Here is a 26,663-nt window from a genome sequence, read left to right as displayed (position 1 = left end):
TCAAAAACAGGCAATTACACAATTTTAATTACAGTCTCCGACAGATGAGAGCCTATATTACTGATGGGATTAATTCGTCTTTTCTAAAGTCCTCTAATGTATTCTTTTTTACTTTATAGTGATTTAGTAATTGATCAATGGCTTCACTTTCGTTGGCGGCATCAAATTCTATATTTATTTTCTTAAAACCATCTTTGTTTAGTTTTTCTATGTCAGCAGCAGATAATGTTTTTTTGTTATAAACATTAAGTGACAGTTCTTTTGAGTAGAAAACATAGATCTCAGTCATTATGTTATATCCTGAAAAAAAACCAGGCAGGATATCTACCTGGCAGATTATTTTTAGGTTTAAATTATCGCTGAGTACCGAAATTTTGTGCACCTTTGCTACTGCGTCTTCCTCCTGTGCAGCCACCAGAAATACTGTATGAAGGGGATGAGGATGAGAAGACACCGTAAGCCATTACACCGCTTCCAGGCCTTCCTCTGCCATCTGCTATACGTGGATTTCCATTACCACTGAATGAAGGCCTGTTACCCGCATTTCCCCCATTATTGTTACTTCCACTGTGCCCGCCAGAGCAATTACCCGATGAGCCACCCGCACTACAAGTACCACCAAAACCGCCGCCGATCATAGTATATTGTGAGGTTGTAATTTCTTTCATTACGCATCCTTACTCTACACTATTATTTATCGTCAGTTTTTCGCTGATTCCGAAGATTACTTCAGAACGCCGTTTGGAAAATACATGTAAGGCATGGTAAAGAAAAATATAATAATGTAACTAAATGTAAATATGGATTTTTCCCGTAAGAGGCATTGGTGAATACTGGCAATCTGTTATTTTATTTTCTAAATGTATTGAGAAAAGAGATTGATTAATGGCTGAATACGCAGAGGTGACATATTTAACGCGGAAAATTAATATTGCCAGCAGGTGATGCTTATTGGGCGGTTTTCCGCCCTTATGTTATTTGATAACGGCTGTGTGCGTTAAATCACCTGGCCTGCCTGCGCCTCCCAGCGGTAACCCACGCCGTAGACTGCGCGAATAAACGGCTGTTCGGCATCCCGCGCTTCGAGCTTGCGGCGCAGGTTTTTGATATGGCTGTCGATGGTGCGGTCAGTTACTACCCGATAATCATCATATAAATGGTTAAGCAACTGTTCGCGGGAAAAGACCTTGCCTGGCTCGGTGGCAAGGGTCTTGAGCAGCCGGAATTCGGCGGGAGTCAAATCCAACACCTTATCGCGCCAGCTTGCCTGGAAGCGGCCTTCGTCAATGATAAGCGGCGCGTTTTCGCCTGCAGCCCGCTCTTCGCGCTGCGGGCGGCAGCGGCGCAGAATAGTTTTTACGCGCGCGACGACTTCACGCGGGCTGTAGGGTTTACAGATGTAGTCATCGGCGCCGATCTCAAGCCCCAGCAGGCGGTCAATCTCTTCCACTCTGGCGGTAACCATGACAATCGGCACCTCAGAAAAGCGGCGGATCTCCCGGCACAGGGTCAGGCCATCGGTACCTGGCAGCATCAGATCCAGCAAAATAAGGTCCGGCGGCGTTTGTTTTACGGCCGCCAGCACCGCGTTTCCGTGGGTGATAAGCGTCGGGGCGTAGCTTGCAGCGCGCAGGTAGTCGATGAGCAACTGGCCAAGCTTCGGCTCATCCTCAACAATCAGAATGCGTGGCGCATTATCATCTAATGGAAATTCAGTCATACGTTCCTCTGCAACTCAGGGTTAAGCGGTAACGCTACGCGAATGCTCACGCCGCCGGAGTGGGAGTGAGCGGCGCTCAGGCAGCCGCCGTGGGCTTCCACAATGTTCTGACAGATGGCCAACCCCAGCCCGGAGCCGCCGCTGGCGCGGTTGCGCGAGCCTTCGGCACGGTAAAACCGCTCAAAAAGCCGGGCAAGTTGCTCGTCGCTGACCCCCGGTGCGCTATCGGCGAACGTCAGTATAAACGCGTTTGCGCGGGTTTCGCCGCTAATCAGCAATTTGCCGCCTGCGTCGGTATAACGCAGGCTGTTTTCCAGCAGGTTATTAAACAACTGCGAGAGGCGATCGCTGTCGCCGAAAAGGGTGACATGCTCCGGTAGCGCCAGCTCTATTGCCAGTTGGCGGCTGCGAAAGCGTTCCCTGAACGCGCCTGCCGCCACTTCCAGCAACGCGACCATATCCAGCGGCGCTTTCTGATAAGCCAGCGCGCCTTCATCGGACAGGGAAAGCTGGTGCAGATCGTCTACCAGCTTTGACAGCGTGCCTACTTCCATTTGCAACGACGCGAGGGTTTCCGGCGTGAAGCTGCGTACGCCGTCCTGTATGGCCTCCAGTTCGCCGCGCAGCACCGCAAGCGGGGTGCGCAGTTCGTGAGAAATATCGGCCATAAAATCACGCCGCATCTGCTGGTTTTTCTCAAGCGTGCTGGCAAGTTGGTTAAAATCCTGCGCCAGTCGCCCAAGCTCATCTTTGCCCGGCGCGGCAACGCGGGTGGAGAAATCGCCGGCCGCCAGGCGGTGGGTGCCTTCCACCAGTTTTTTTACCGGGCGCAGCAGTCCGCGCGCCAGTGGGAAGGTTGCCCCGGCGGCCAGCAGAATCGACAGCCCGACAATAAGCCAACTGGTACGCCGCTGCTGTTTATCAAAGTTGATGTCGGTGCTGCGCGTCAGGCGTTCCACCGGCGAGGCGATTACCCAGCCTACGTTCTGGCCCGCCACAACAATTTCCCGGCGCATGCCGTCTGTCGGAATCGGCCCCGGCGGCCCGACAAGGCGCGCGTTACGCCGATCGGTCACCCAGAACTGGGTGCGCCAGCCGTGCGGCGGCATGTCCAGGTTAGTCTCCGGTTCACGGTCGAACGAGCGCAGTAGCCTGAAGATGTATTTGTCGTTGTGGCGCAGAAAATGCCAGTCGCCTTGCCGGGCGTACTGTTCGGCAAGCGCATCGCTTAATAACGCGAGGCGCTGCTCGTTGCCATGTTTGATATAGTCGATAAAACCACGCTCAAAGCTTAAACGCACCGCCCAGTGCATCAGTACCAGCACCAGAATGCAGGTGCCTAAAATGGCAAAGAACAGCTTGCCGGTAATGCCGGGCCGCCAGCGCGTCATTTACGACTCCTTTTGCGCCGCGCAAGGACGGCGTTTTTACTGTTGTCTTTCGGCACGCGCGCAAACAGCAGCGCCGGCAGGGCGATAATGACTGCGATTGTAATCCAGGTATAAAGGAACACGCTATGGGCCGCCTCCCCGCTGACGGCGATATGCTGATGGCCGTACAGCCCAAGCAGCAGTCCGGCGATGGTGACGCCGGTGCTCATGGCAAGTTGCATCACTATCGACAGCAGGCTGTTGCCGCTGCTGGCAAGCGCGTCCGGCAGGTCTTTGAGCGTCAGGGTATTCATGGAGGAAAAGCGCATGGCGTTGACCATCCCCAGGGCAAACAGGACCAGCGGTAATAGCGCCGTCCAGCCCAGCAGGCCCACGGCCATGAACAGCAGGCTGATAACGCCAAGCCCCAGCGTGGCGGCCACCAACACATTACGATAACCGAAGCGGTTTACTACCTGTACCACAAAACGCTTCATCCCCATACTGCCGAGCACCATCGGGATCATCATCAGCCCGGCCTGAAAGGGGGAAAAGCCAAGGCCCACCTGCAAAAAGACCGGGGTCATAAACGGCAGCATACCGCTGCCGATGCGGGCGAACAGGCTGCCGGCAAGCCCCAGCGCGTAGGTTTTTGTGTTAAATAACGTCAGGCTGAACAGCGCGGATTCGCGCCCGCGCGCGTGGCGGATATACAGTAATAGCGCCGTCGCGCCTGCCGCCGCCAGCACCCATAGCCAGGAGGCGGCCAGCTCCGCTCCTCTGCTGGCGTCGAGCGCGACGGTCAGCGCCGCCATACCGAACGCCAGCAGCAGGAAGCCGGGAAAGTCGAAGCGACGCGTTTGCATGGTGTAGTTAGGCATCAATAGCAGCGTGGCGATGCACCCTGCAATGCCCACCGGCAGATTGATCAGGAAGATCCAGTGCCAGGAGGCGTATTCCACCAACAGCCCGCCCAGCGCCGGGCCGAGCAACGGCCCTACCTGGCCTGGCAGCGTGACAAACGTCATCGCCGCCATGTATTGCGCGCGCGGCACAATTTTCATCACCGTCAGCCTGCCTACCGGCACCATCATGGCCCCGCCGATGCCTTGCACCACGCGCGAGGCAATAAGCATATCCAGCGAGGATGAGCGGGCGCACAGCAGCGAACCGAGAGTAAATATGACAATAGCCGCGCAGAAAACATTGCGTACCCCCACGCGATCCGCCAGCCAGCCGCTGGCGGGCAGCATCACGGCGACCGTCAGTACATAGGAGACGATAACCCGGTGCATATGAAGCGGGCTTTCCCCAAGGCTTTGCGCCATTGCGGGCAGGGCGGTATTAACGATTGTCGTATCCAGCGACTGCATAAAAAAGCCAAAAGCAACGATCCATAGCTGCCAGCGCACGGTGTTGGGAAACGCGTTCATCGGCTACTTACCTGGTTTCAGCGCCTGGGCTTGCGGGGTACGACGGCGAAAGCGCAGCCGCAGGCGGTCAAAGAACAAATAAACGACCGGCGTAGTATAGAGCGTCAGAAGCTGGCTTACCGCCAGCCCGCCGACAATCGTTATACCGAGCGGCTGTCGCAGTTCCGCGCCGTCGCCGCTGGTCAGCACCAGCGGCAGCGCGCCGAACAGGGCCGCCAGCGTGGTCATCATAATGGGGCGAAAGCGCAGCAGGCAGGCCTGGAAAATGGCCTCCTGCGGACTGAGATCGCCGCGTCGTTGGGCGTCAATGGCAAAATCGACCATCATAATGGCATTCTTTTTCACGATGCCGATAAGCAGCATGATGCCGATAAGCGCAATCAGACTGAACGGCGCATCGAACAGCGCCAGCGCCAGCAACGCGCCTACGCCCGCCGACGGCAGCGTGGAGAGAATGGTCAGCGGGTGGACGTAGCTTTCATACAGTATCCCCAGCACGATATAGACCGTGGCGATGGCGGCCAGAATCAGCAGCAGTTGTGACTTCATCGTGTCCTGGAAAAGCTGCGCGGTGCCGGACCAGGTGCCGCGCACGCTGCCTGGTACGCCAAGCGAGGTCATTGCGCGATCAATGGCTTCGCTGGCTTCGGACAGCGATACCCCGGACGGCAGGTTAAACGCGATAGTCGACGCCGCCGACAGCCCCTGGTGGTTCACCGACAGCGGCGCGTTGGCCGGCGCCCACTTGGCGAAGTAAGACAGCGGGATGGCTTTGCCGTCGGCGTTGATAACAAACATGCTATCCAGCGCGCTAACGTCCTGGGTGTAGCGCGGGTCGACCTCCATGACGACTTTATACTGGTTTAGCGGCTGGTAAATCGTGGAAATCTGGCGCTGGCCGAAGGCGTTGTTGAGCAGGCTATTGGCCGCCGACACGTCGATGCCCAGACGCGACATGGTTTCGCGGTCATATTCCAGCGCCATTTCCGCCCCGCTGTCTTCCCGGTCGGAATTAACATCAGCCAGTTCCGGCAGCGCCGCCAGCGCCTTGCGGATTTTCGGCTCCCATTCGCGCAACGCCGAGAGATCGTCTGACAGCAACGTGTACTGATAACTGGCGTTGGACTGGCGTCCGCCGACGCGGATATCCTGCACTGCCATCATAAACAGGCTTGCGCCTGGCTCTTTGGCAAGCTTTACGCGCAGGCGGTCAATAATCTGCTGCGCGCTTTCGCGGCGTTCCGTCAGCGGCTTAAGAGTGATAAACATACTGCCGCTGTTGACCCTGGAACCGCCGGTAAAGCCAACAACGTTATCCACGGCCGGATCTTCGCGGATGATTTTCATGAAATCCTGTAACTTTCCGCGCATTGCCTGAAAGGAAATACTCTGGTCGCCCTGGATGCCGCCCATCAGCGCGCCCGTGTCCTGCGTTGGGAAGAAGGTTTTCGGGATAGCGATATAAAGCCAGATATTTAGCGCGATAGTGGCAATCAGCGCCATACCGGTTAGCGTGGCGTGGTTAAGCGCCCACTTAAGCGAGCGGGCGTACCCTTGTTGCAGGCGGTTAAACAGCTTTCCGGCGCCGTGGTTTGGGCGTTTTTTACCGCGTGCGCGCAGCAGCCAGCCGCTCATCATCGGCGTAAGCGTAAGCGATATTACCAGCGAAATTCCCATTGATACCGAAAGCGTGACCGCAAACTCCCGGAACAGGCGGCCTGGCAGCCCGCTCATCAGCAGCAGCGGCAGAAATACCGCCACCAGCGACAGGCTCATAGACAGCACGGTAAAACCCACTTCACGTACCCCCTGGAGCGCGGCCTGTAATGGTTTAACGCCGGCTTCAATATGACGGGCAATGTTTTCCAGCACCACGATGGCGTCGTCCACCACAAATCCGGTGGCGATAGTCAGCGCCATCAGCGACAGGTTATTAAGGCTAAAGCCGCACAGGTACATAGCGGCGAAGGTGCCGATAAGCGATACCGGCACGGCCACGGCGGGGATAAACGTTGCGCGTGCGGAGCGTAAAAACAGGAACACGACCACAATTACCAGCGCTACTGAGATAATCAGCATCTGTTCCACCTCCGCCAGCGACGCGCGAATAGTCGGGGAGCGATCCATCGCCACCTGAAAGTCGATGGCGGCAGGGATATTTTCGCGCAGCGCCGGCATTTTTTCGCGGATGCGGTCAACAGTCTGGATGATGTTGGCCTCCGGCGTTTTGCGCACCATCAGCAAAATTGCCGGTTTCGCATTGGCCATACCGGCGTTGCGCACATCCTGCACGGCATCGGTGACCGTCGCGACATCGCTAAGGCGCACCGCTGCGCCATTGTTGTAATGCACTATCAGCGGCGCGTACTGCGCGGCAGTTTTGCGCTCGTCGTTGGTTTGCAACTGCCAGCGCGTGTTGGCGTCCTCCAGCGCGCCCTGCGGACGTCGCACGTTTGCATTGCTGATGGCGGCGCGCACCGCATCCAGTGAAACGCCCTGGTTAAACAGCGCCTGCGGGTTCAGCGCCACGCGTACCGCAGGCAATGAGCTGCCGCCTACGCTGACGTCGCCCACGCCGTCTATCTGCGCGAGAGTTTGCGCAAGCTGGGTGGAGGCAAAATCGTAAAGCTGGCCCTGCGTGTAGGTATCAGACGTCAGCGTCAGGATCATGACTGGCATGTCCGCCGGGTTGGCCTTGCGCCAGCTCGGACGCCCCGGCATGCCGCTGGGCAGCAGGCTTTGCGCGGCGTTAATCGCCGCCTGCACGTCGCGCGCCGCGCCATTGATATCGCGGTTAAAGTCGAACTGTAAAATAATGCGCGTGCTGCCAAGGGAGCTTGACGAGGTCATTTCGTTTACCCCGGCAATGCGGCCCAGCGAACGCTCCAGCGGCGTGGCGACCGATGACGCCATCGTTTCCGGCGATGCGCCGGGCAGTGAGGCGCTTATCATAATAACCGGGAAATCCACCTGCGGCAGCGGCGCTACCGGCAGCAGTCGAAAGCCGAGCGCGCCGCACAGGGTAATGGCGATGCTCAGCAGAATGGTCGCCACCGGGCGGTGAATGAAGAGCGCGAAAAACTTCACTTACGCATCCTCCTCGCGCCGCGCGAAGCGGTTTCGTGTCCACAGCGAGAGGCGATCAAAGAGCAGGTAAATGACCGGCGTGGTAAAGAGCGTCAGCACCTGGCTAAGCAGCAGGCCGCCCACCATAGCGATACCGAGCGGTCGGCGCAGTTCAGCGCCGACGCCGGTGCTGAGCATCAGCGGCAGCGCGCCGAGCAGGGCCGCCAGCGTGGTCATCAGGATCGGGCGAAAGCGCAGCAGACAGGCCTGGTAAATGGCGTTATACGGCGCCATGCCCTGTTCGCGCTCCGCCGCCAGCGCGAAGTCGATCATCATGATGGCGTTTTTCTTCACAATGCCGATAAGCAAAATGATGCCGATAATGGCGATAACGTCCAGCGAGCTGCCCGCCAGCCACAGCGCCAGCAGCGCGCCCACGCCCGCCGTGGGCAGGGTGGAGAGAATAGTGATAGGGTGAATAAAACTCTCATAGAGCACGCCGAGTACGATGTACATCGCCACCACCGAAGCCACAATGAGCCACACGGTGCTGCCGAGCGCCGCCTGAAATGCCAGCGTACTGCCCTGAAAGGCGGTGGTGATGTCGCCTGGAAAAGCCAGCGATTTTTCGGCGGCGGTAATAGCGTCAACGGCATCGCCCAGTGAATAATTCTGCGGCACGTTGAATGAAATCGTGGTGGACGGGAACTGATCGAGATGGTTTATCGTCAGCGGCCCAAAGCGTTGCTCGACGGCGGCAATGGCGCTTAGCGGTACGCTGGCGCCGTCGCGGCTGGCAAGGCGAATGTTATCAAGCGCCGCCAGCCCCGGCGTGGTTGCCGTATCGTGCTCCAGCACGACCCGATATTGATTGGCCTGGGTATAAATAGTGGAGATAAGACGCTGGCCGAAGGCGTTATACAGTGCGTTATCTACGTCCGCCATACTGATGCCCAGGCGACTGGCGCTGTCGCGATCGACGTTGACGTAAGCGACCAGGCCTTTGTCCTGCCAGTCGCTGCTGACGTCAGAGAGCTGCGCCAGCGTGCGCAGTTTTTCCATAAGCTTTGGCACCCAGACGCTGAGTTCGTCAAGGGACGTGGCCTGTAACGTAAACTGATACTGGGTGCGGCTGACCTGGGTATCGATAGTTAAATCCTGAACCGGTTGCAGATAGAGCGTGACCCCGGCAACCTCCGCCACGCTGTTTTGTAGCCGTTCGATGACCTTCGCCACGCGGTCATCGCGTTCGCTCAGCGCCTTGAGGTTAATTTGCAGGCGGCCGCTGTTGAGCGACGGGTTGGCGCCATCAACGCCGATGAATGACGTCAGGCTTTCCACCGCCGGATCGCGGCGAATAATGTCCGCCACTTTTCGCTGACGCTCGGCCATGCTGGCGAAAGAGACCGATTGCGGGGCCTGTAGCGTGCCCTGGATAATGCCGTTGTCCTGTACAGGGAAGAAGCCTTTGGGGATAAATACCCACAGCAGCACAGTCAGCAGCAGCGTGCCAACGGCGACGCCCAGCGTTAACCACGGATGGCTTAGCACGCGCGTCAGGACGCGGCCATAGAGTGCGATAATGCGGTCAAATATGCGCTCGCTGGCCGCCGAGAAGCGGTTCTGCTTGCGCAAAGAGGTATAGCTCAGCATGCGCGCGCACATCATTGGCGTGAGCGTTAGCGATACCACAGCGGAAATCAGTATTGCCACCGCCAGCGTGACGGCGAATTCGCGAAACAGGCGGCCGACAATATCGCCCATAAACAGCAGCGGAATCAGCACCGCAATAAGCGAAAAGGTGAGGGAGATAATGGTAAAACCAATTTCTCCCGCGCCCTTTAGCGCCGCCGCCAGCGGCTTTTCGCCTTTTTCGATATAGCGTGAAATGTTTTCAATAACCACAATGGCGTCGTCCACCACAAACCCGGTAGCGATGGTCAGCGCCATCAGCGTCAGGTTGTTGATGGAGAAATCAAGGAACACCATCGCCGCAAATGTGCCCACCAGCGATAGCGGCACCGCTACGCCGGGGATGATAGTCGCCGGAATATTGCGCAAAAACAGGTAGATTATCATCACGACCAATGCGATAGCGAGCATGAGTTCAAATTGCGTATCGGTCACAGAGGCGCGAATATTCGTGGTGCGGTCGGTGAGCAAATCAATCTTCACCGATTTCGGCAGACTCTCTTTAAGCGTGGGCAGCAGCGCGCGAATGTTATCGGCGGTGTTGATAATGTTCGCGCCCGGCTGGCGCTGGACGTTCATCACAATGGCCTGCTGGCCGTTGGCCCAGGCGCCCAGCCAGCGGTTTTCCGCGCCCTGTTCTACCGTCGCCACGTCGCCAAGGCGTACCGGCGCGCCGTTCTGGTAAGCGATAATAAGCTGGCGGTAGTCGCTGGCGGATTTCATCTGATCGTTAGCAGACAGCGTTATCGCCCGCGTTGGGCCGTCGAGACTGCCTTTGGCCGAGTTGACGTTGGCAGCCGTTATTGCCGTGCGCACCGTTTCGCTGGTTAGCCCGAGCGCCGCCAGCGCCGGGGCGTTGAGCTTTACGCGCACAGCCGGGCGCTGACCGCCAGAGAGCGTAACCAGCCCGACGCCGGAAACCTGGGAAATTTTCTGCGCTACGCGCGTTTCCACCATATCCTGCACCTGGGTCATGGGCAGGGCGGTAGAGGTGACGGCGAGCGTCATAACAGGGGGGTCGGCCGGGTTAACTTTGCTGTAGACCGGCGGGTTCGGCAGATCGGAGGGCAACAGATTGGCGGCGGCGTTGATCGCCGCCTGTACTTCCTGCTCCGCCACGTCGAGCGGCAGCGTTAACTGGAACTGTAGTGTGATGACCGAGGCGCCGCCTGCGCTCTGAGAGGACATTTGTTTAAGGCCCGACATCTGGCCGAACTGGCGCTCCAGCGGCGCGGTAATCGCCGATGTCACCACGTCCGGGCTGGCGCCCGGATATAGCGTGGCGACCTGAATCGTTGGGTAGTCCACTTCCGGCAGGGCGGAGACGGGCAGGAAACGGTAGCCAATTATCCCGGCCAGCATAATCGCTATCATTATAAGCGTCGTCGCGACAGGGCGCAGGATAAACAGGCGGGACGGCCCGCCCGTTGCGCCAGGAGGTAATACCTGCATCAGGAGCGCGCTCCCTGCGTTGGGCGGCCCTGGCCGCCTTTTTCGCGCGGCGCGGCGGTTTTTTCTTCATTCGCGCTCGCGCTGTGCGCGTCAACCACTTCTACTTTCGCGCCTTCGGTCAGGCGGTCAATACCGTCGGTTACCACACGATCGCCTGCCGACAGGCCGCCGGTAATCACGACTTTCTGGCTGTCCTGGATGCCGGTGGTTACGCTGTGTTTACTGACGCGGCCTTCGGCGTTCAGCACCCAGACAAAGTGACCGTCGCTGCCCATTTGCAGCGCGGCGGCGGGAATAACCACCGCGTCGTGCTGAGTATCTACCAGCATACGGGCGTTGACGAACTGGTTGGGGAACAGAACATCATCAAGGTTATCAAAGCGCGCCTTCAGTTTGATGGTGCCGGTGGTCGCGTCAATCTGATTGTCGAGACTCAGTAGTTTACCGGCGCTGAGTTTCTGTTTGTTCGTACGATCCCAGGCCTCCACGCTCAGCGTCCGGCCCGCCTTTTGCGCTTTCATAATGGTGGCGATTTCACTTTCCGGCAGCGTAAACACAAGATCGATGGGGTGAGTCTGGGTCAGCACTACAATACCGGCGCTATCGCCGCTGGCTATCTGGTTGCCGATATCCACCTGCTTAAGGCCCACGCGGCCATCAATGGGGGCGGTAACGCGGCTCCAGTCAAGCTGCAATTGTGCGCTGGCGACCGAGGCTTCATCCGCTTTGATGATGCCGGCGGTTTCATTGACCAGCGCCTGTTTGGCATCAAGCTCCTGGCGGGAGACGAGATTCGTTTTCGCCAGTTGTTGATAACGCGCCAGATCGCGCCGGGCATTGGCGAGCGTCGCTTTATCCTTCGCTAGCTGCCCCTGAGCCTGGGCCAGCGCCACCTTAAACTGGCTGGGATCGATTTCTGCCAGTAAATCGCCGGCTTTGACCTGCTGACCTTCCTGAAAGTGCAGCGCCAGTAGCTGGCCGTTCACGCGGCTGCGTACGGTCACGGTATTGGCGGCGATAATGGTGCCAAGGCCGGTTAAGTAGCGCGGTACGGATTCGCGGGCTGCCGTGGCGGCCTGTATCGGCGGCAGCGGGCCGCGCATACCGCGTCGCCCGCCGGCGCCGGGTTTCTGCTGCCCGGACGCCTGCGCCCGGGGGCTGTTATCGCTCGTATAATGGGCGCGCCAGAAAAAAAACGCGGCGGCGATGACTACGAAAACGCCGAGCAGCCACGGCCAGCGAAATTTTTGTGTGCCTTTCATAAATTGACGTTATCCGTTCCTGAAACGATTTAGGCGTGATGATACTAGTTTAGCTGGCGTAAGACGCATAAAGATGGAGGAAATATGGAAGAACCCAGGGATTTACGCGCAGAGCGGCCAACAGGGCTCTGCCCCTCCATTGAAAGGTAAGTTTGCCTGCGACAAAATCGCGTCGGGCGTCGGCGCGGTTTACATTAAGTAACGTAAATAATGCAAGTATTCGCGCCTCCAAACGATAACTTCTTTCACGATTAATGTAGCGTTATTTTTGGAGACGTAATGGTTAGCTCTATACGCAACCGGATTTTACTGGCGACCTCGCTGATTGTGGCATTTTCGCTGGTAATTAACACAGCGATTAATAGCTATATCAGCGATCGCGCCAACCTGAGCGCCGCGAATGCGACCCTGACGTCCCTGGCATCCTGCACCAAAACTACGGTTGAAGAGTGGATTGAGACTAAAACGGCGCTTATTAATGCGCTGGCGCAACAGCCTGGCGCGTCCGATCCCGTAGCGCTGATGAAGCAGGCGCAAACGGCGGGCGGTTTTGAATTTATGGCTTTTGCGCTAGCGGATAAACGCATCCTGTCGCCTGAGCCTTCCCGCATTCCTGAAAATGTCGATCCGACCGCGCGCCCCTGGTATCAGCAGGCGGCCAGCGCGGGGCAGTTGATCGTCACGCATCCTTACAGAGATATGGTTAGCGGTAAAATGACGGTTTCCGTATCGGCGCCGCGCATCGACGGCGGGGTACTCAAAGGTGTTGTGACCGGCGATATTGACATGGAGGCTATTATTAAAAATGTGCGCGCCATCCACCCAGGCGAGAACAGTTTCGGCATGCTTATCGGCGCTGATGGCACGATTATTGCCCATCCACGTGACGACCTGACGCTTAAGCCGCTTTCCAGTCTTATCGACAACCTTAAGTTATCGTCGCTGCTGACATCCGGTCGCCCTGTGGAAGTCTCGGTAGCTGGCGAGCCTGCCTGGATTATTGCTCTGCCGGTGAAAAATACTGACTGGTATGTTGCGGTGGCGATGGATAAAGCTACGGTCGCTAAAGGCATGCATAACCAGCTTAAAATCTCGGCGCTGATGCTGGTGCTGCTTATCGCCGTTTCGGGCGTGATTGTTAATGTGATAATCCGTCGTAGCTTAAGCCCGCTTGAGCGTATTCGCGCCTCAATGGATGCTATCGCCTCCGGCGACCAGGATTTGACGCGCCGTCTGGACGTGGATGGCAATAATGAGGTGACGCAGATTGCCAGCGCCTTTAACCGATTCGCCGATAAGCTGGCTACGGTAATGAGGAGCCTGCGCGCTAGCAGCGAGTCGGTGCGCGCCGCAGCCGATGAAATTGCCGCCGGGACGCTGGATTTGTCCACCCGTACCGAGGCGTCGGCGGCGAATCTTCAGCAGACGTCCGCCGCGCTTGAGCAAATTTCATCCACGGTGGCAAACTCCGCCAGCGCGGCGAATGAAGCCAATGTCGCCGTTCTGGCGGCTGCGGACGTTGCGCGCCGCGGCGGCGAATCCATTAGTGAGGTGATACATACTATGGAGGCCATTGAGGACGCGTCAGCGAAGATTGGCAATATTATCAGCGTTATTGACGGCATCGCTTTTCAGACTAATATCCTGGCGCTGAATGCTTCTGTGGAAGCGGCGCGCGCGGGCGAGCAGGGTCGCGGTTTTGCCGTGGTGGCAAATGAAGTGCGCAACCTGGCCAGCCGTAGCGCCGGGGCGGCGAAGGAGATTCGCGCGCTGATTGACGCGACGGTCGCAAGCGTTACGTCCGGAGCAAAACAGGTCCAGCTATCGGGCGATACCATGAATGATATCGTCGCCAGCGTCACCTCGGTTACCGCGATCATGGCGAGAATTAACCAGACGGCGACTGAGCAGACCCAGGGCATTAGCGAAATTAACCGCGCGGTGGCGCAGCTTGACAGTATGGTTCAGCAGAATGCCGCGCTGGTGGAACAGACGTCATCGGCAACCTCGGCGCTTCAGCGACAGGCCAACGAACTGACCGGAGTGGTGGGGCAGTTTCGGATTTAAGCAATACGCGGCCAGGGCAGCGGGCTTTCGCCTGGTGTGTTTAGCGCGACAGGCGCGCCATGCCTCGCCGGTCATTTGCAAAATACCCGCAGCTTTTATCCCACTGGGTTTTATTCCGGCGCTAATCGGTACCCGTAACCGGTTTCGCGTCGTTTAACTTCAGCGGTTACCGGTGTGCTTAGCCGCTAAATACCACCTTTGCCCAACGTGCCAGCCCGGCGGTGACCGAACCGAAATCGTCGCCGCTGGCCACAGGCGTCTGCGGCAACAGCGCAGCCAGCGCCTGTTTAATCAGCGGCGAACGCGCGCTGCCGCCGGTAAGAAAAATTACGTCAGGCGTCTGTCGGGATGCGGCCAGCGCGAGCGTTACCTGTTCCAGAATACGCTGTACTGGCTGAGCCAGCGCTGTGGCCAGCGCATCGCCGTCCATTTCTGTTTCCAGCGCATCGGCGATAAACGGCAGGCGCAGCGTGGCGCAATGGCGCTCAGAAAGCGCGATTTTCCCCTCTTCGGCACAGCGAACCAGCCGATAGCTCAGGCGCTGGCGCCAAACTTTCATCAGGCGGGCCACCTTTTGCGGCTCGCAGGCATGACGTACTAAGTCCGCCAGTAGTCGGCCGCAGGCGCTGCTGTAAAATTCGCTTTGCGCGGGTATGTCGTTAATAGCGACGGCGTTCCACCACGGCAGCGCGGGCAGGGCGATGCCCTTTTGCGTTTTGCCGCCAAGGCCCAGCAGCGGCATCAGTTGTTTAAACGCCACGGCGATATCCAGATCGTTGCCGCCCACGCGACAGCCGCTGTGGCCGAGCAGGCTGTGTTCACGATCGAGGCGATCGCGCCAGCAAGGCCCCATCAGCAGCAGCGAACAGTCGGTTGTGCCGCCGCCGATATCCACGACCAACACTCGCTGTTCTTTGTTTAGCGAGGCTTCAAACTCCAGCCCGGCAGCTACCGGTTCGAACTGAAATACCACGTCAGAAAACCCGGCGCGCCGGGCTGCGCGCGATAAAATGCCTGTCGCCTGCGCGTTAGCTTCCTCGCCGCCGAGGCCCTGGAAGTTAATTGGGCGGCCAATTACCGCCTGCGTGACCTGTGCGTCAAGCTGCTCTTCTGCCTGCTTGCGGGCATAGAGCATCATCGCGCACACCAGGTCTTCAAACAGCGCGATTTGCTGCGCCTTGAGGCCGCTGGCGCCGAGAAACGATTTGGGGGATTTTACGAACCAGACTTCATCCGGTTCGTCCATATAGCTCTCCAGCGCCGCCAGACCAAACTGTACGCTGGCGGGAGTAATAACGATATCTTCATCGCGGTTGCTCTTCACCGCGCGCTTAAGCAGCGCCTGATTTTCGTCGCTGCCCGGGGCGACCTGCTGGTGTCGCCACAGCCATTCGCTTACCCCTTCACGCGTAGGCGCGCAAATCATTGACGGCAGCAGCGATGCGTCGCCGGCCATTTTTAACATGTGCGGCATGCCGTTGCGCATTACCGCCAGCGAGCAGTTAGCCGTGCCGTAATCAAAACCTAAATACATGCGTCATCTCTGTGCCGGTGAAGAGGGGGGCGACTTTAGCGGAAAGTTTTGTGCCCGGCAAACAGAATTGAAAAGCAAGGCGTTCAGCGGTGCGAGCGGTTATGCTCAGTGGGGGAAATAAAAAGGAATACGCTATGCTGACGCTGGATTATCACCCGCCCTGTGACTGGGCGTGGATGCTGGATTTTCTCGGCGCACGCGCCGTGGCGGGTATTGAAACGGTTAGCGCGACGGCTTACCGCCGAAGCCTTGCGATTAGCGGCTGCTGCGGCATACTGGCGGTGAGACCCCATCCGGCGGCTAACCGGGTTGCGATTACGCTCAGCGACGGCCTGCTGCCGGTGCAGGCGGCGGTGCTGGCGCGTGTTACGGCGCTGTTCGACCTGGCCCTTGAGCCGACAGTAATGCTCTCGCACCTCGGTACGCTTGCCGCCGCCCGGCCCGGTCTGCGCCTGCCGGGATGTATGGACCCCTTTGAACAAGCCGTTCGCGCCGTGTTGGGCCAGTTGGTTAGCGTGGCGATGGCGGCAAAACTTACGGCAAAAGTTGTACAGGCGTGGGGCGATCCGCTGCCGGGCTACCCCGGCTGGCGGCTGTTTCCGCGCCCGGAGCAGTTGGCGATACTTGCGCCGGAGCAGCTCAACGCGCTGGGTATGCCGCTGCGCCGCGCGCAGGCGATTATTCATATCGCCAGGCTGTGCCTGGAAGGGGAATTTCCGCTAACGCCGCCCGCTGACGTGGCGCAGGGGATAAAAGAATTAATGACGCTGCCGGGCATCGGACGCTGGACGGCCAGCTACTATGCGCTGCGCGGCTGGCAGGCCGCGGATATTTTTCTGCCGGATGATTATGCGGTGAAACAACGGTTTGCCGGAATGACGGTGTCGCAGACGCGCCGCTACAGCGTACGCTGGCAACCCTGGCGCTCTTACGCGCTGCTGCACGTATGGAATAGCGAGAGCTGGCGGCCGGGTTGACGCGTTTTTCTGGTATCAACTGTGGGAAGTCCCTATAATTGCGGCGTCTGGCGCTCCGGCGCCGCCCTTCCTTAAAAACTATCCGTAAGATCAGGTCTTCTATTTTATGTCTGACAAGCCTCATCAGTGCGTCATTATCGGGATTGCCGGCGCATCAGCTTCAGGAAAAAGCCTTATTGCCAGCACGCTATATCGTGAGTTGCGCGAACAGGTCGGCGATGAACATATCGGTGTTATCCCGGAAGATTGCTACTACAAAGACCAGAGTCATCTCTCGATGGAAGAGAGGGTTAAAACAAATTACGATCACCCTAACGCAATGGATCATAATCTCTTGTTCCAGCATTTACAGATGCTAAAGCGAGGGAAAGGCATTGAGCTGCCGGTTTACAGCTATAGCGAGCATACCCGTACCTGCGAGACGGTACATATTGAGCCGAAGAAAGTGATTATTCTGGAAGGGATTTTGTTGCTGACCGATACGCGCCTGCGCCAGGAGATGAATTTCTCCATATTTGTTGATACGCCGCTGGATATCTGCCTGATGCGCCGCATCAGGCGCGATGTGAACGAGCGCGGTCGCTCTATGGACTCGGTGATGGCGCAGTATCAAAAGACTGTGCGTCCCATGTTTTTGCAGTTTATCGACCCGTCTAAACAGTATGCTGATATTATCGTGCCGCGCGGCGGCAAAAACCGTATCGCCATTGATATTCTGAAGGCGAAAATCAGCCAGTTTTTTGAATAACTGACGCGCCTGCCTGGCGTTGGTCGCGTTTATGTCCACAGGGCGTGGTTATCAGCATCGCACTGTGACAAGGTAAAACACATATAAGCCAGAAGGAGAACGTGCAATGCGTCTGTGCGATCGTGATATTGAGGCCTGGCTGGATGCCGGGCGTTTAGCCATTACGCCGCGTCCACCGGTTGAGCGTATTAACGGCGCCACCGTGGATGTGCGGCTGGGTAATGAATTTCGCACTTTCAGCGGCCATACGGCGGCGTTTATCGACCTGAGCGGCCCGAAGGATGAAGTCAGCGCCGCGCTGGATCGCGTGATGAGCGACGAGATTGTGCTTAAGGATGGCGAAGCGTTTTATCTTCATCCCGGCGAACTGGCGCTGGCGGTGACGCATGAATCCGTGACATTGCCCGCCGATCTTGTCGGCTGGCTGGACGGACGCTCGTCGCTGGCGCGCCTTGGACTGATGGTGCACGTAACCGCGCACCGTATCGATCCCGGCTGGCACGGGCGCATCGTGCTGGAATTTTTCAATTCCGGCAAACTGCCGCTGGCGCTGCGTCCGGGGATGATGATTGGCGCGCTCAGCTTCGAGCCGCTAACCGGCCCGGCAGACAGGCCATATAACCGGCGACAGGATGCAAAATATCATGACCAGCAGGGCGCGGTTGCCAGCCGCATCGACAAGGACTGAGCCGCCGTTGTTGAGGACGCTATGAGACGACTTTTAACTGCGCTGATGATTTTGCTGGTCGTGCTGCTTGCTGGCCTGACGGCGCTGGTGCTGCTGATTAACCCCAACGATTTTCGTCAATATATGGTGCAGACCGTTGAGCAGCGCAGCGGCTATAAGCTAACGCTTGACGGCGCGCTGCGCTGGCACGTCTGGCCTCAACTTAGCATTTTATCCGGACGTATGTCGCTCACGGCTCCCGGGGGCAGCGAACCGCTGGTAAGCGCTGATAATATGCGTCTTGATGTGGCGCTGTTGCCGCTGTTGTCACACCGGCTTCAGGTTGAGCAGGTGATGTTGAAAAAGGCGGTGATTCAGCTTACGCCGCAGAGCGAAGAGCGACGGCCTGAAAATGCGCCGGTCGCGCCTGGCGAAACCCGTGCGCGCGTCAGCGAACACCGGGGCTGGTCGTTTGATATCGGCAGACTTCAGGTTGTCGACAGCGTGCTGGTATTCCAGCACGCCGATGATGAGCAGTTTACTGTGCGCAATATTCAGCTTGAGCTTGAAAAAACGCAGCATCGTCAGGCCCGGATAGCATTGAGCGGGCGCGTTAACCGCGATCAGCGCGACCTGAACCTGAGCTTAGACGCGGTGCTTGACGCCTGCAGCGGCGACAGCGATTTTAACGCCACTATTACCCGGCTTGATTACCAGCTCCAGGGCGCGGATTTACCAGCGCAGGGCATTCGTGGCCACGGGACGCTCCAGGCGCGCTGGGAAGAGGAGCCGAGGCGCCTGAGTATTTCCAGCCTTAAGCTGGCGGCTAATGACAGCTCGCTGCGCGGCGGGATGTCGGTGGTGCTGGGCGAGAAAACGCGCTGGCGGCTCGATCTGGCTTCTGACAATCTGAACCTTGATTCGCTGATAGCGCGTATACCGCGCGTGGAGGGCGAAGGAGAGGGCGACGACAGCCGACAGGCGTCGCCTGCGGTGTTGCCGCGCCCGGTTATCGCCGGCGGCGAGGATGTTCCGGCTTACAGCCTGCTCCATCGCTCGCTGGGCGAGGCGGCGTTGAATGTGGCCAGCCTGCGCTGGCGTGGACTGACGTTCAGCAATGTCAGCGCACATTTTATTAATCGGGACGGACTACTCAGTATTGAACAGCTTGACGGTCATTATGGCAAAGGGATGATTTCACTGCCGGGCGAGATAGATGCGCGCGGCGCGCGGTCTCGCGTCGTTTTTCAGCCGCAGGTGAAGGAGGTTGATATTGCGCCGATTTTGCGCGCGTTTGACTATCCGCTGGCGCTTTCCGGCAACCTGTCGATGCGCGGGCGCTTTAGCGGAAGCCGGATTGACGCCGAAGCGTTTCGCCATAGCTGGCAGGGAAGCGCCAGTGTGGAAATGACCAATTCGAAGCTTGAGGGGATGAATTTCCAGCAGCTTGTGCAGCGCGCCGTTACGCGCAACAGCGGCAACGCGCAGGCGGTTTCAAACGACGATAACGCCACGGTCATGCAGCGCTTTAGCGCCAGCGCAATTCTTAATAACGGCCAGCTTCAACTTCAGCAAATGGCAGGGCAGTCGTCAGTGCTGGCGCTGACAGGAGAAGGTGCGCTCGATCTGGTAAAAGAGCAGTGCGACGCGCGCTTCGCCGTGCAGGTGACCGGCGGCTGGGAAGAGAAGGGCGAGCTGGTTGAAAAGTTAAAGCAAACGCCTATTCCGTTGCGCATCTACGGTTCGTGGAATCAACTGAACTACCATCTGGATGTGGATCGCGTGCTGCGTGACCGGCTGGAAGATGAAGGGAAGCGCCGCCTGAAGGCGTGGGCCGAGCGTAATAAAGACAGCAGTAAAGCGCGCGATGTACAGCAGTTGCTGGAGGAGCGCGACAGACGCTAGCAGCGGGTTGCGAGCTATAACGCTGGCAGTGGCGGGAAAATTTGAACATTCCCGCCATTGCCGCTCCTGAGACTCAGGGGGAGCGCCGGGATGCCGCAAAAAGGAATGTTACCGCCGTTTATAAGCGCGGTTGCCCTTAATTACAAATTTCTGCCGGGCAATGCGCCCCTTCCCCGGCACGATAAAACGTGCTGTTCTGGCAGCCAGTAATAGCAAAATGGCTTTACAGGCAAGGCGATAATCATACCGGCCTGTCTCTGGCCGTATGTGAAAATGGCGTTTGCCTGCTCTGTGTATTACTCCGGGCTGGGGGCAGGCGTGCCGGCATTACACTTCCGGGATAAGAAAAGGCCAGCGATAACAGAAAAATATGCGGTTTTTACGGTAAATTTACCGCTACAGCGGCGCGCGCGTTCAACGCAGAAACTCAGCCTGTCAGGGGTTAATGAAAGTTGAGGCGGCGCGTTGGCAAAGCCGTATAGCGCATGCTGAGGTTATCGACGTTAATATCGCTCTCAAAAAGGGTTTTTGCGCAGATAGACTTGCTGGCTGTAGGCGAATTCATAGAATCAGCAGGAGCGGCCTTAAACGCGGGCGTCTGGCGGCCTTTCTCCGCTGCGCGCTATTTTCCGGTAAAGCCGGGGGCTGGAATCATCAGCGGATTATGTACAATGCGCGGCGGCGTTTGCCGCCTATACCTCATAGTCCAGCGCGCTGTTATTATCGTGCGGCGCCACCACCAGCACCTTTTGCACGCGGTGGTTTTCTACCTCCAGCGTGCGCAGCCGCCAGCCTTCAATATTCACCTCTTCGCCGCTGGCGGGGATATGCTGCAAGTGTTCCATCAGCAGCCCGGCTACGGTGTGATAGTTGCGCCGCTCATCAAGCGGCAGCGGCACGTAGTGCGTCAGATCGTCCAGCGGCATATGGCCGTTTACCGTCCAGCTTCCATCGCTGTTATGAGTGATGTCGTGGCGGGCGTCAATTTCTTCTGCTTCATTCGGCAGGTTGCCTGCGATGGTTTCCATCACGTCGCTTAACGTGACCAGACCTTCCACCGAGCCGAATTCATCCACGACAAAGGCAAAATGGGTACGGGCGTTGCGAAACTGCTCCAGCGCGGGTAACAGCTTGAGCGTCTCCGGAAACACCAGCGGCTGGCGCGCCAGCGCGCGCAGATCCAGCGCCTCGCCGCGCAGCGATTGCGCCAGCAGGTCAATAACATGCACGACCCCGGGCAGGCTGTCTTCGCCGTCGGTTACCACAACACGCGTGTGTTGATTTTTCTCCAGCAGCGCCTGAATGCGTGCCGGGGATGCGTTCAGGTCGATATGCTCAATGTCGTGTCGCGAAGTCATAATGCTGCTTACCGGGCGCCTGTCGAGGTTCAACACGCGTTCGATCATCATCCGCTCCTGAGGGTTAAACGGGGTGGTTTCGCTGTTGTGATCGGCAATCAGTGAGGCGGTATCGGCATCCAGCTCAGCTTCTTCTTTGCGCCCGCTTAACAGGCGCATAACGGCCTCGGTAGTGCGCTGGCGCAGCGTCTGGTTAGCAGAAAGGTAGCGGCGGCGGTTGAAGTTCGCCAACTGGTTTAGCGCCTCAATCAACACGGAAAAACCGATTGCCGCATAGAGATAGCCCTTAGGAATATGCAAACCAAAACCCTCGGCTATCAGGCTAAAGCCAATCATTAGCAGGAAGCTCAGGCACAGTATCACAATGGTGAGGTGGTTATTGACAAAACGCGTCAGCGGCCTGCTGGCGAGCAGCATCAGGCTGATGGCGATAATAACCGCCGCCATCATCACGCCCAAATGCTCGACCATGCCTACGGCGGTAATCACTGAATCAAGCGAGAAGATGGCGTCAAGCATGACTATCTGGGCCACCACTTTCCAGAAATGCGCGCCGCGCCGCTGGGTTGGGTTAACCTGATCTTTGCCCTCCAGCCGTTCATTCAGCTCCACGGTGGCTTTAAACAGCAAAAACAGACCGCCGAACAGCATAATTAGATCCCGGGCGCTGAAGCTCAGGTCGTACAGGGTGAACAGGGGGCGGGTGAGCGTAACCAGCCAGGAGATGGAAGCCAGCAGCAGCAGGCGCATCGCCATTGCCAGCAGCAGCCCGATAACGCGGGCGCGATCGCGCTGCGCTGGGGGGAGTTTTTCGGCAAGGATAGCGATAAACACCAGATTATCGATGCCGAGAACCAGCTCAAGCACAATAAGCGTAATCAGCCCTACCCAGATTGTAGGGTCGGCAATCCATTCCATATCGCGACGACGACCTTATGTTTTAAGTCAATTGCTCTATTTTACGCAGGAGGTAGGGCGGCGGCAAATAACATTGTATTCTGACTATTAACCCTGACAGCTATTTAAACCTGTTTATTGTGTATTTTCATTTCATAAATTTTTATAAGGAAAAATCTTGCGTTATTTTTCGACGGCATGGTCTAATGCCTTAATTACCATCAGATTTCACCCGGATATTAATTTTAACGGGGGTGCCTTAATGGTTTACGCCATTGCGGCAATATAAAGTAAATCCTGAACTAAATAAATTTTTATGATAAACCTGTTTTAAAACCCCTGTTGCGAAAGGGCGCTGAATTGCCTGCTAACAGGTTAGCTGCAACAATCTTTCCAGCCTGTGGTAAAGCATACTGTGGCGTGGATACATTTTTTCGCTATGTTTACTAACTTAGCTGTGTAAATAGTTTCCATCAGTTATTTTCCTGAAAAACGTTCGGCGGCAGTGCGGTATCGGGAGGAAAATTAACTTAACTGTCGTTAGTATATTGGTCGCTGTTAAGCCACGGGCGGTAGCGTAACTGCAGGCGACTGTTTTGATTGGCTATATTTTGTTGCGTACCGGGGTATGAATAAGCCGCTATTCAGAAATGCTGCCTTTTTTTATTACGGCGCGGTCGTCTGCATATTTTTGATTTTTAAAAATAAGGTTATTACTAACGTGCCGCTGACCATACTTGACGCCATCAACGCCGCAGGCGGCCTGATGGTTAATGCCGACTGGCGCAACCCGCAACGAGCATAAGGAACGCATTTCACTTCAGGCGCTAATGCAAAATGGCGATCTGAAAGTGTTTGTTACAGGGGAGGCGAAAAAAAGCACCTTCAAAATGGACTTTAGCGGCATCTTTGTGCTTCATCCCATCAGGGGACAGAGGGGGCAGGTTTGCCAACGTTGACCAGGTGGATATGTCTTGCCACATCGGGGTGATGGCGAACACGCTCCGTCTGCAACCGTATGACGTAGTTTACATGACCGCTGCGCCGGTTGCGCGCTGGAACCGCCTGGTCAGTCAGCTTCTGCCGACTATCAGCGGATCAATAACAACTGCTAACGCGATATGTTCAACAACATTCTTGTGCATGCGTGGGCAATATTTGCCATTCTCTGCGGCGGAGCGTCTGCCTGAGCGCTATCAGCCGCGGCTTGTGTTCGCTTGCGCCGGTGGGCAAGGGGCAAACGCATGGCCTGTCGCAGGCAGGTCACCGCGCCCGCCAACGCACCGCCGATATGGGCCGTGGTTGCATTTTATTTTCCGCATTATTTATGCACAAAATATTACGCCTAAATTCAGTAAGAATGCAGGTATAGATAATGTAACAGCAGCTAATTATGGCTGTGATACGTTCGTTCTGGATAATATAAATGTGATAAACAATGCCGGGTTGTTGACAGGCTACGGCACGGTAAAAGATAGATATCTTTCGATTGCGCAAAATTTCCGAATTAATCAGTTGTTGTTAAATAATAAAGCGTTGCCCTGTAATGTGCGCGGTGCGCAAATAGCAGCCGGGACCCCGGCATTGTTTATATCGCTCACGAATATGATGCTGCGCTACGCCAGCCTGGAATTGCACAACAAGCCGCAGCGCCTGTTTATGCGTAACCTTCTCGTCATGTAAACTGTGTCGCGCGGCCCCGCAATCAGACTGCACATTGACCGGCGTAAAGTTGTGCGTGGACAAATTATGGCAAAGCAAGACACGCTTCTGTCTGTGGAAAAATTGAGACGGTTAACGGAAATGGAGAACAGTTGGTTAACGTAGAGGAGGTGAGCAGACTTATGTTTATGTTAAGAAAATAAATTTCACTCTCCTGTAGCGCGGTAATAATGAGGAACCCGTGCATGTTTTTCGATAACTCTGATTGATATTTAGACGAGAGCTGCTTTTCTTTAACTTGCAGCCTTAAAAAGCTGCGAAGAAGTCAATGAATTAATTGTAGTTAACAAAACATGCTGGCTTCAGGACGTGAAAAGGTTATAATTCGTAAATTATTCAAAGGTGGGATTGAAATGGTGAATTTAAAAGCAGTCATCCCGGTAGCTGGTCTTGGCATGCATATGCTCCCTGCGACTAAAGCGATACCTAAAGAAATGTTGCCGATCGTTGATAAGCCAATGATCCAGTACATTGTCGATGAAATCGTCGCGGCAGGCATCAAGGAGATTGTGCTGGTTACTCACTCTTCCAAAAATGCTGTTGAAAACCATTTCGACACCTCCTATGAGCTGGAATCTCTGCTGGAGCAGCGCGTTAAGCGTCAGCTTTTAGCGGAAGTGAAGAATATTTGTCCGCCGGGTGTGACGATAATGAACGTGCGACAGGCGCAGCCGCTGGGGCTTGGACACTCTATACTTTGCGCGCGCCCTTCGGTGGGTGATAATCCTTTTGTTGTTGTGTTGCCAGATATTATTTTGGATGATGCGAGTGCCGATCCGTTAAGGTATAATCTGGCGGCAATGGTGGCGCGTTTTGAAGAAACAGGGCGCAGCCAGGTACTGGCAAAGCGTATGGCGGGCGATCTTTCAGAGTATTCCGTTATTACCACTAAAACAGCGCTGGAAAACTCAGGTGATGTAGGGCGTATCGTTGATTTTATCGAAAAGCCTGATGAACCGCAGACGCTGGATTCAGATTTAATGGCGGTAGGCCGCTATGTATTGTCGGCAGATATCTGGCAGGAGCTGGAGAAAACCGAGCCGGGCGCATGGGGGCGTATTCAGCTCACCGATGCTATTGCAGCGCTGAATGGAAAACAGCCTGTAGAAGCGATGCTAATGACCGGTGAAAGCTATGACTGTGGCAAAAAAATGGGCTACATGCAGGCGTTTGTAAACTATGGTTTACGTAATCTCAAGGAAGGGCAGAAATTTCGTGAAGGGATTGAGAAACTACTGGCAAAATAAGCGCGAAATCTGTGCTTGTAGTGTCTGACAGAACGGCAGTCGCAGGTCGGGAGAAATCCTGATGCGTACTGCCGTTTTTGCTATATATAAATATAAAATTTATATTCCAGAATATATAATGTATATGCTTTTTGTTACTTTAAGGGATTCTTGATTGTGAGTTTTAGCTGTTTTTGCAAACTTAAATTAAGAGAAACTATTGTTGTCATGTGACAACTTATGACATAAGTATATTCCTGTCAGGGTGAACACCTCACCTCCAGTGCACTGGTAGCTGTAGAGCCAGGGGCGGTAGCGTTTTTTATGCAAAGAATATTGCATCATTAATAACATTTTCACTAAATTTGAAAGTTTAGCGTAGATCGAATTAATTAAAATGGATAAATAGTTATGTTAAAAAAAGTATTAGTTGTTTTTGGTACTCGTCCTGAAGCCATAAAAATGGCTCCGCTTGTTCATGCTTTAAAATATGATGTGCGTTTCGAACTTAAAATTTGTGTTACTGCTCAGCATAGGGAGATGTTAGATCAGGTATTACAGCTATTTTCCATCAAGCCAGATTATGATCTGAACTTAATGCGTACGGGACAGTCGCTTAATGATGTTACAGCAAAAATTATCATTGAGATGAAAAATATTTTAAAGGATTGTCAGCCAGATATAGTATTAGTTCATGGGGATACGGCCACAACGCTCGCTACAAGTCTGGCCGCATATTATGAAAAAATTCCTGTGGGGCATATTGAAGCTGGTTTAAGAACGGGCGACATATACTCTCCATGGCCAGAAGAAGTAAATCGAAAAGTAACGGGTGCCATTGCTAAATATCATTTTTCTCCGACTAATCAGTCGAGAGAAAACTTGCTTAAAGAAAATTATGACAGCAACTATATATATGTAACAGGTAATACCGTTATTGATTCGCTCTTCATGGTTAAAAACAAAATTGAGAGCGATAAACAATTAAATAATTCTTTAAGAAATATGTTTCCTTTCCTTGAACTGGAAGGAAAAACACTTCTAGTTACAGGACATCGACGTGAAAATTTCGGCGATGGATTTGAGAGTATTTGTAGTGCAATTGCTGAAATAGCGAATTCAGAAAAAAATATTAAGGTGATATATCCAGTACATTTAAACCCAAATGTACAAGAACCAGTAAGAAGGATATTGGGGGGGATAAAAAATGTTTATCTTATCTCTCCTCAGGATTATTTACCCTTTGTTTATCTAATGATGAAAGCTGATATTATACTTACAGACTCCGGCGGCATTCAGGAGGAAGCCCCATCGCTGGGAAAACCTGTGCTGGTAATGAGAGATACTACTGAAAGGCCTGAGGCCGTTACTTCCGGTACGGTACGCTTAGTTGGAACAGATAAGAAAAATATCATTAATCAGTTGAAATTGTTGCTTAATGATGAGTCTCAATATAATGCTATGGCATATTCTCATAATCCATATGGAGATGGAAAAGCTTGCGAGAGAATAATTGATATACTTTCTCTTAATTTATAATGTTTATATATTCTTAGTCTAGGGTTTG

17 protein-coding genes and 1 pseudogene are annotated in these 26,663 nt (G+C 55.3%); 9 read left to right on the top strand and 9 right to left on the bottom strand.

From position 1 onward, the window contains the following. Positions 1-52 precede the first annotated feature (52 nt). The 7 genes from JJB97_RS07925 to JJB97_RS07895 all read right to left on the bottom strand — a co-directional run bounded on the left by JJB97_RS07925 (position 53) and on the right by JJB97_RS07895 (position 11,995). The gene (locus JJB97_RS07925) at positions 53-454 is read right to left on the bottom strand and encodes a hypothetical protein (protein ID WP_238713485.1); all 402 of its coding nucleotides are present in this window, start codon (positions 452-454) and stop codon (positions 53-55) included. Between the two features lie 543 nt (positions 455-997). Further along, positions 998-1,720 carry an envelope stress response regulator BaeR gene (gene baeR, locus JJB97_RS07920; protein WP_238713484.1) on the bottom strand — a complete coding sequence of 241 codons (723 nt, stop codon included), beginning with the start codon at positions 1,718-1,720 and terminating at the stop codon, positions 998-1,000. Further along, entirely contained in the window at positions 1,717-3,111 is a 1,395-nt protein-coding gene (gene baeS, locus JJB97_RS07915; protein WP_238713483.1) for an envelope stress sensor histidine kinase BaeS, read from the bottom strand. Before baeS ends, baeR begins: the two co-directional genes overlap by 4 nt. Next, the gene (gene mdtD / locus JJB97_RS07910) at positions 3,108-4,523 is read right to left on the bottom strand and encodes a multidrug transporter subunit MdtD (protein WP_238713482.1); all 1,416 of its coding nucleotides are present in this window, start codon (positions 4,521-4,523) and stop codon (positions 3,108-3,110) included. The genes baeS and mdtD overlap by 4 nt, the downstream gene beginning before the upstream one ends. A gap of 3 nt (positions 4,524-4,526) precedes the next feature. After that, positions 4,527-7,610, bottom strand: a complete 3,084-nt coding sequence (mdtC, locus tag JJB97_RS07905) for a multidrug efflux RND transporter permease subunit MdtC (protein WP_238713481.1) — start codon at positions 7,608-7,610, stop codon at positions 4,527-4,529. Next, positions 7,611-10,733, bottom strand: coding sequence for an MdtB/MuxB family multidrug efflux RND transporter permease subunit (locus JJB97_RS07900; protein ID WP_238713480.1), 3,123 nt, complete (start codon positions 10,731-10,733; stop codon positions 7,611-7,613). Continuing rightward, entirely contained in the window at positions 10,733-11,995 is a 1,263-nt protein-coding gene (locus JJB97_RS07895) for an MdtA/MuxA family multidrug efflux RND transporter periplasmic adaptor subunit (protein WP_238713479.1), read from the bottom strand. Before JJB97_RS07895 ends, JJB97_RS07900 begins: the two co-directional genes overlap by 1 nt. 279 nt (positions 11,996-12,274) lie before the next feature. Here JJB97_RS07895 and JJB97_RS07890 point away from each other — a divergent pair, with 279 nt between their 5' ends. Next, positions 12,275-14,062, top strand: coding sequence for a methyl-accepting chemotaxis protein (locus JJB97_RS07890; protein ID WP_238713478.1), 1,788 nt, complete (start codon positions 12,275-12,277; stop codon positions 14,060-14,062). Positions 14,063-14,240: 178 nt separating this feature from the next. Here JJB97_RS07890 and yegD read toward each other — a convergent pair whose 3' ends face one another. Beyond that, positions 14,241-15,596, bottom strand: coding sequence for a molecular chaperone (gene yegD, locus JJB97_RS07885; protein WP_238713477.1), 1,356 nt, complete (start codon positions 15,594-15,596; stop codon positions 14,241-14,243). A 134-nt stretch (positions 15,597-15,730) separates the two neighbouring features. On the opposite strand from yegD, the gene alkA reads away from it, so the two are divergent. From alkA to asmA, 4 genes are all read left to right on the top strand, one after another. Further along, positions 15,731-16,573 carry a DNA-3-methyladenine glycosylase 2 gene (gene alkA / locus JJB97_RS07880; protein WP_238713476.1) on the top strand — a complete coding sequence of 281 codons (843 nt, stop codon included), beginning with the start codon at positions 15,731-15,733 and terminating at the stop codon, positions 16,571-16,573. Positions 16,574-16,679: 106 nt separating this feature from the next. Further along, on the top strand, positions 16,680-17,321 hold the full coding sequence (gene udk / locus JJB97_RS07875; RefSeq protein WP_238713475.1) for a uridine kinase: 642 nt from the start codon (positions 16,680-16,682) through the stop codon (positions 17,319-17,321). Positions 17,322-17,427: 106 nt separating this feature from the next. After that, positions 17,428-18,009 (top strand): dCTP deaminase, encoded by a 582-nt coding sequence (gene dcd, locus JJB97_RS07870; protein ID WP_238713474.1) that lies wholly within the window; start codon positions 17,428-17,430, stop codon positions 18,007-18,009. 21 nt (positions 18,010-18,030) lie between these two features. Further along, complete coding sequence (gene asmA, locus JJB97_RS07865) at positions 18,031-19,893, top strand: outer membrane assembly protein AsmA (protein WP_238713473.1); 1,863 nt, start codon at positions 18,031-18,033, stop codon at positions 19,891-19,893. Positions 19,894-20,585: 692 nt separating this feature from the next. On the opposite strand, the gene JJB97_RS07860 is transcribed toward asmA, so the two are convergent. After that, on the bottom strand, positions 20,586-22,169 hold the full coding sequence (locus JJB97_RS07860) for a TerC family protein (RefSeq protein ID WP_238713472.1): 1,584 nt from the start codon (positions 22,167-22,169) through the stop codon (positions 20,586-20,588). Between the two features lie 685 nt (positions 22,170-22,854). Between JJB97_RS07860 and JJB97_RS07855 the strand changes: the two are divergent. The 4 genes and pseudogenes from JJB97_RS07855 to wecB all read left to right on the top strand — a co-directional run. Continuing rightward, positions 22,855-23,246, top strand: a pseudogene (locus JJB97_RS07855) (polysaccharide export protein Wza); the annotation flags it as partial. A 204-nt stretch (positions 23,247-23,450) separates the two neighbouring features. Further along, entirely contained in the window at positions 23,451-23,831 is a 381-nt protein-coding gene (locus JJB97_RS07850) for a hypothetical protein (protein WP_238713490.1), read from the top strand. Positions 23,832-24,223: 392 nt separating this feature from the next. Further along, positions 24,224-25,117 (top strand): UTP--glucose-1-phosphate uridylyltransferase GalF, encoded by an 894-nt coding sequence (gene galF / locus JJB97_RS07845; RefSeq protein ID WP_238713471.1) that lies wholly within the window; start codon positions 24,224-24,226, stop codon positions 25,115-25,117. A 390-nt stretch (positions 25,118-25,507) separates the two neighbouring features. After that, positions 25,508-26,635 (top strand): non-hydrolyzing UDP-N-acetylglucosamine 2-epimerase, encoded by a 1,128-nt coding sequence (wecB, locus tag JJB97_RS07840; RefSeq protein ID WP_238713470.1) that lies wholly within the window; start codon positions 25,508-25,510, stop codon positions 26,633-26,635. Positions 26,636-26,663: the final 28 nt, after the last annotated feature.

The organism is Tenebrionibacter intestinalis (genome assembly GCF_016632365.1).
Classification (GTDB): domain Bacteria; phylum Pseudomonadota; class Gammaproteobacteria; order Enterobacterales; family Enterobacteriaceae; genus Tenebrionibacter; species Tenebrionibacter intestinalis.
This window is presented reverse-complemented; position numbering and strand designations above follow the sequence as displayed.

Bases quoted from the DNA above. Each gene is read 5' to 3' on its own strand.
- galF (WP_238713471.1), top strand. From the start codon at position 24,224: ATGGTGAATTTAAAAGCAGTCATCCCGGTAGCTGGTCTTGGCATGCAT.
- alkA (WP_238713476.1), top strand. From the start codon at position 15,731: ATGCTGACGCTGGATTATCACCCGCCCTGTGACTGGGCGTGGATGCTG.
- asmA (WP_238713473.1), top strand. From the start codon at position 18,031: ATGAGACGACTTTTAACTGCGCTGATGATTTTGCTGGTCGTGCTGCTT.
- wecB (WP_238713470.1), top strand. From the start codon at position 25,508: ATGTTAAAAAAAGTATTAGTTGTTTTTGGTACTCGTCCTGAAGCCATA.
- JJB97_RS07895 (WP_238713479.1), bottom strand. From the start codon at position 11,995: ATGAAAGGCACACAAAAATTTCGCTGGCCGTGGCTGCTCGGCGTTTTC.
- yegD (WP_238713477.1), bottom strand. From the start codon at position 15,596: ATGTATTTAGGTTTTGATTACGGCACGGCTAACTGCTCGCTGGCGGTA.
- JJB97_RS07890 (WP_238713478.1), top strand. From the start codon at position 12,275: ATGGTTAGCTCTATACGCAACCGGATTTTACTGGCGACCTCGCTGATT.
- baeR (WP_238713484.1), bottom strand. From the start codon at position 1,720: ATGACTGAATTTCCATTAGATGATAATGCGCCACGCATTCTGATTGTT.
- JJB97_RS07900 (WP_238713480.1), bottom strand. From the start codon at position 10,733: ATGCAGGTATTACCTCCTGGCGCAACGGGCGGGCCGTCCCGCCTGTTT.
- mdtD (WP_238713482.1), bottom strand. From the start codon at position 4,523: ATGAACGCGTTTCCCAACACCGTGCGCTGGCAGCTATGGATCGTTGCT.
- udk (WP_238713475.1), top strand. From the start codon at position 16,680: ATGTCTGACAAGCCTCATCAGTGCGTCATTATCGGGATTGCCGGCGCA.
- JJB97_RS07860 (WP_238713472.1), bottom strand. From the start codon at position 22,169: ATGGAATGGATTGCCGACCCTACAATCTGGGTAGGGCTGATTACGCTT.
- baeS (WP_238713483.1), bottom strand. From the start codon at position 3,111: ATGACGCGCTGGCGGCCCGGCATTACCGGCAAGCTGTTCTTTGCCATT.
- dcd (WP_238713474.1), top strand. From the start codon at position 17,428: ATGCGTCTGTGCGATCGTGATATTGAGGCCTGGCTGGATGCCGGGCGT.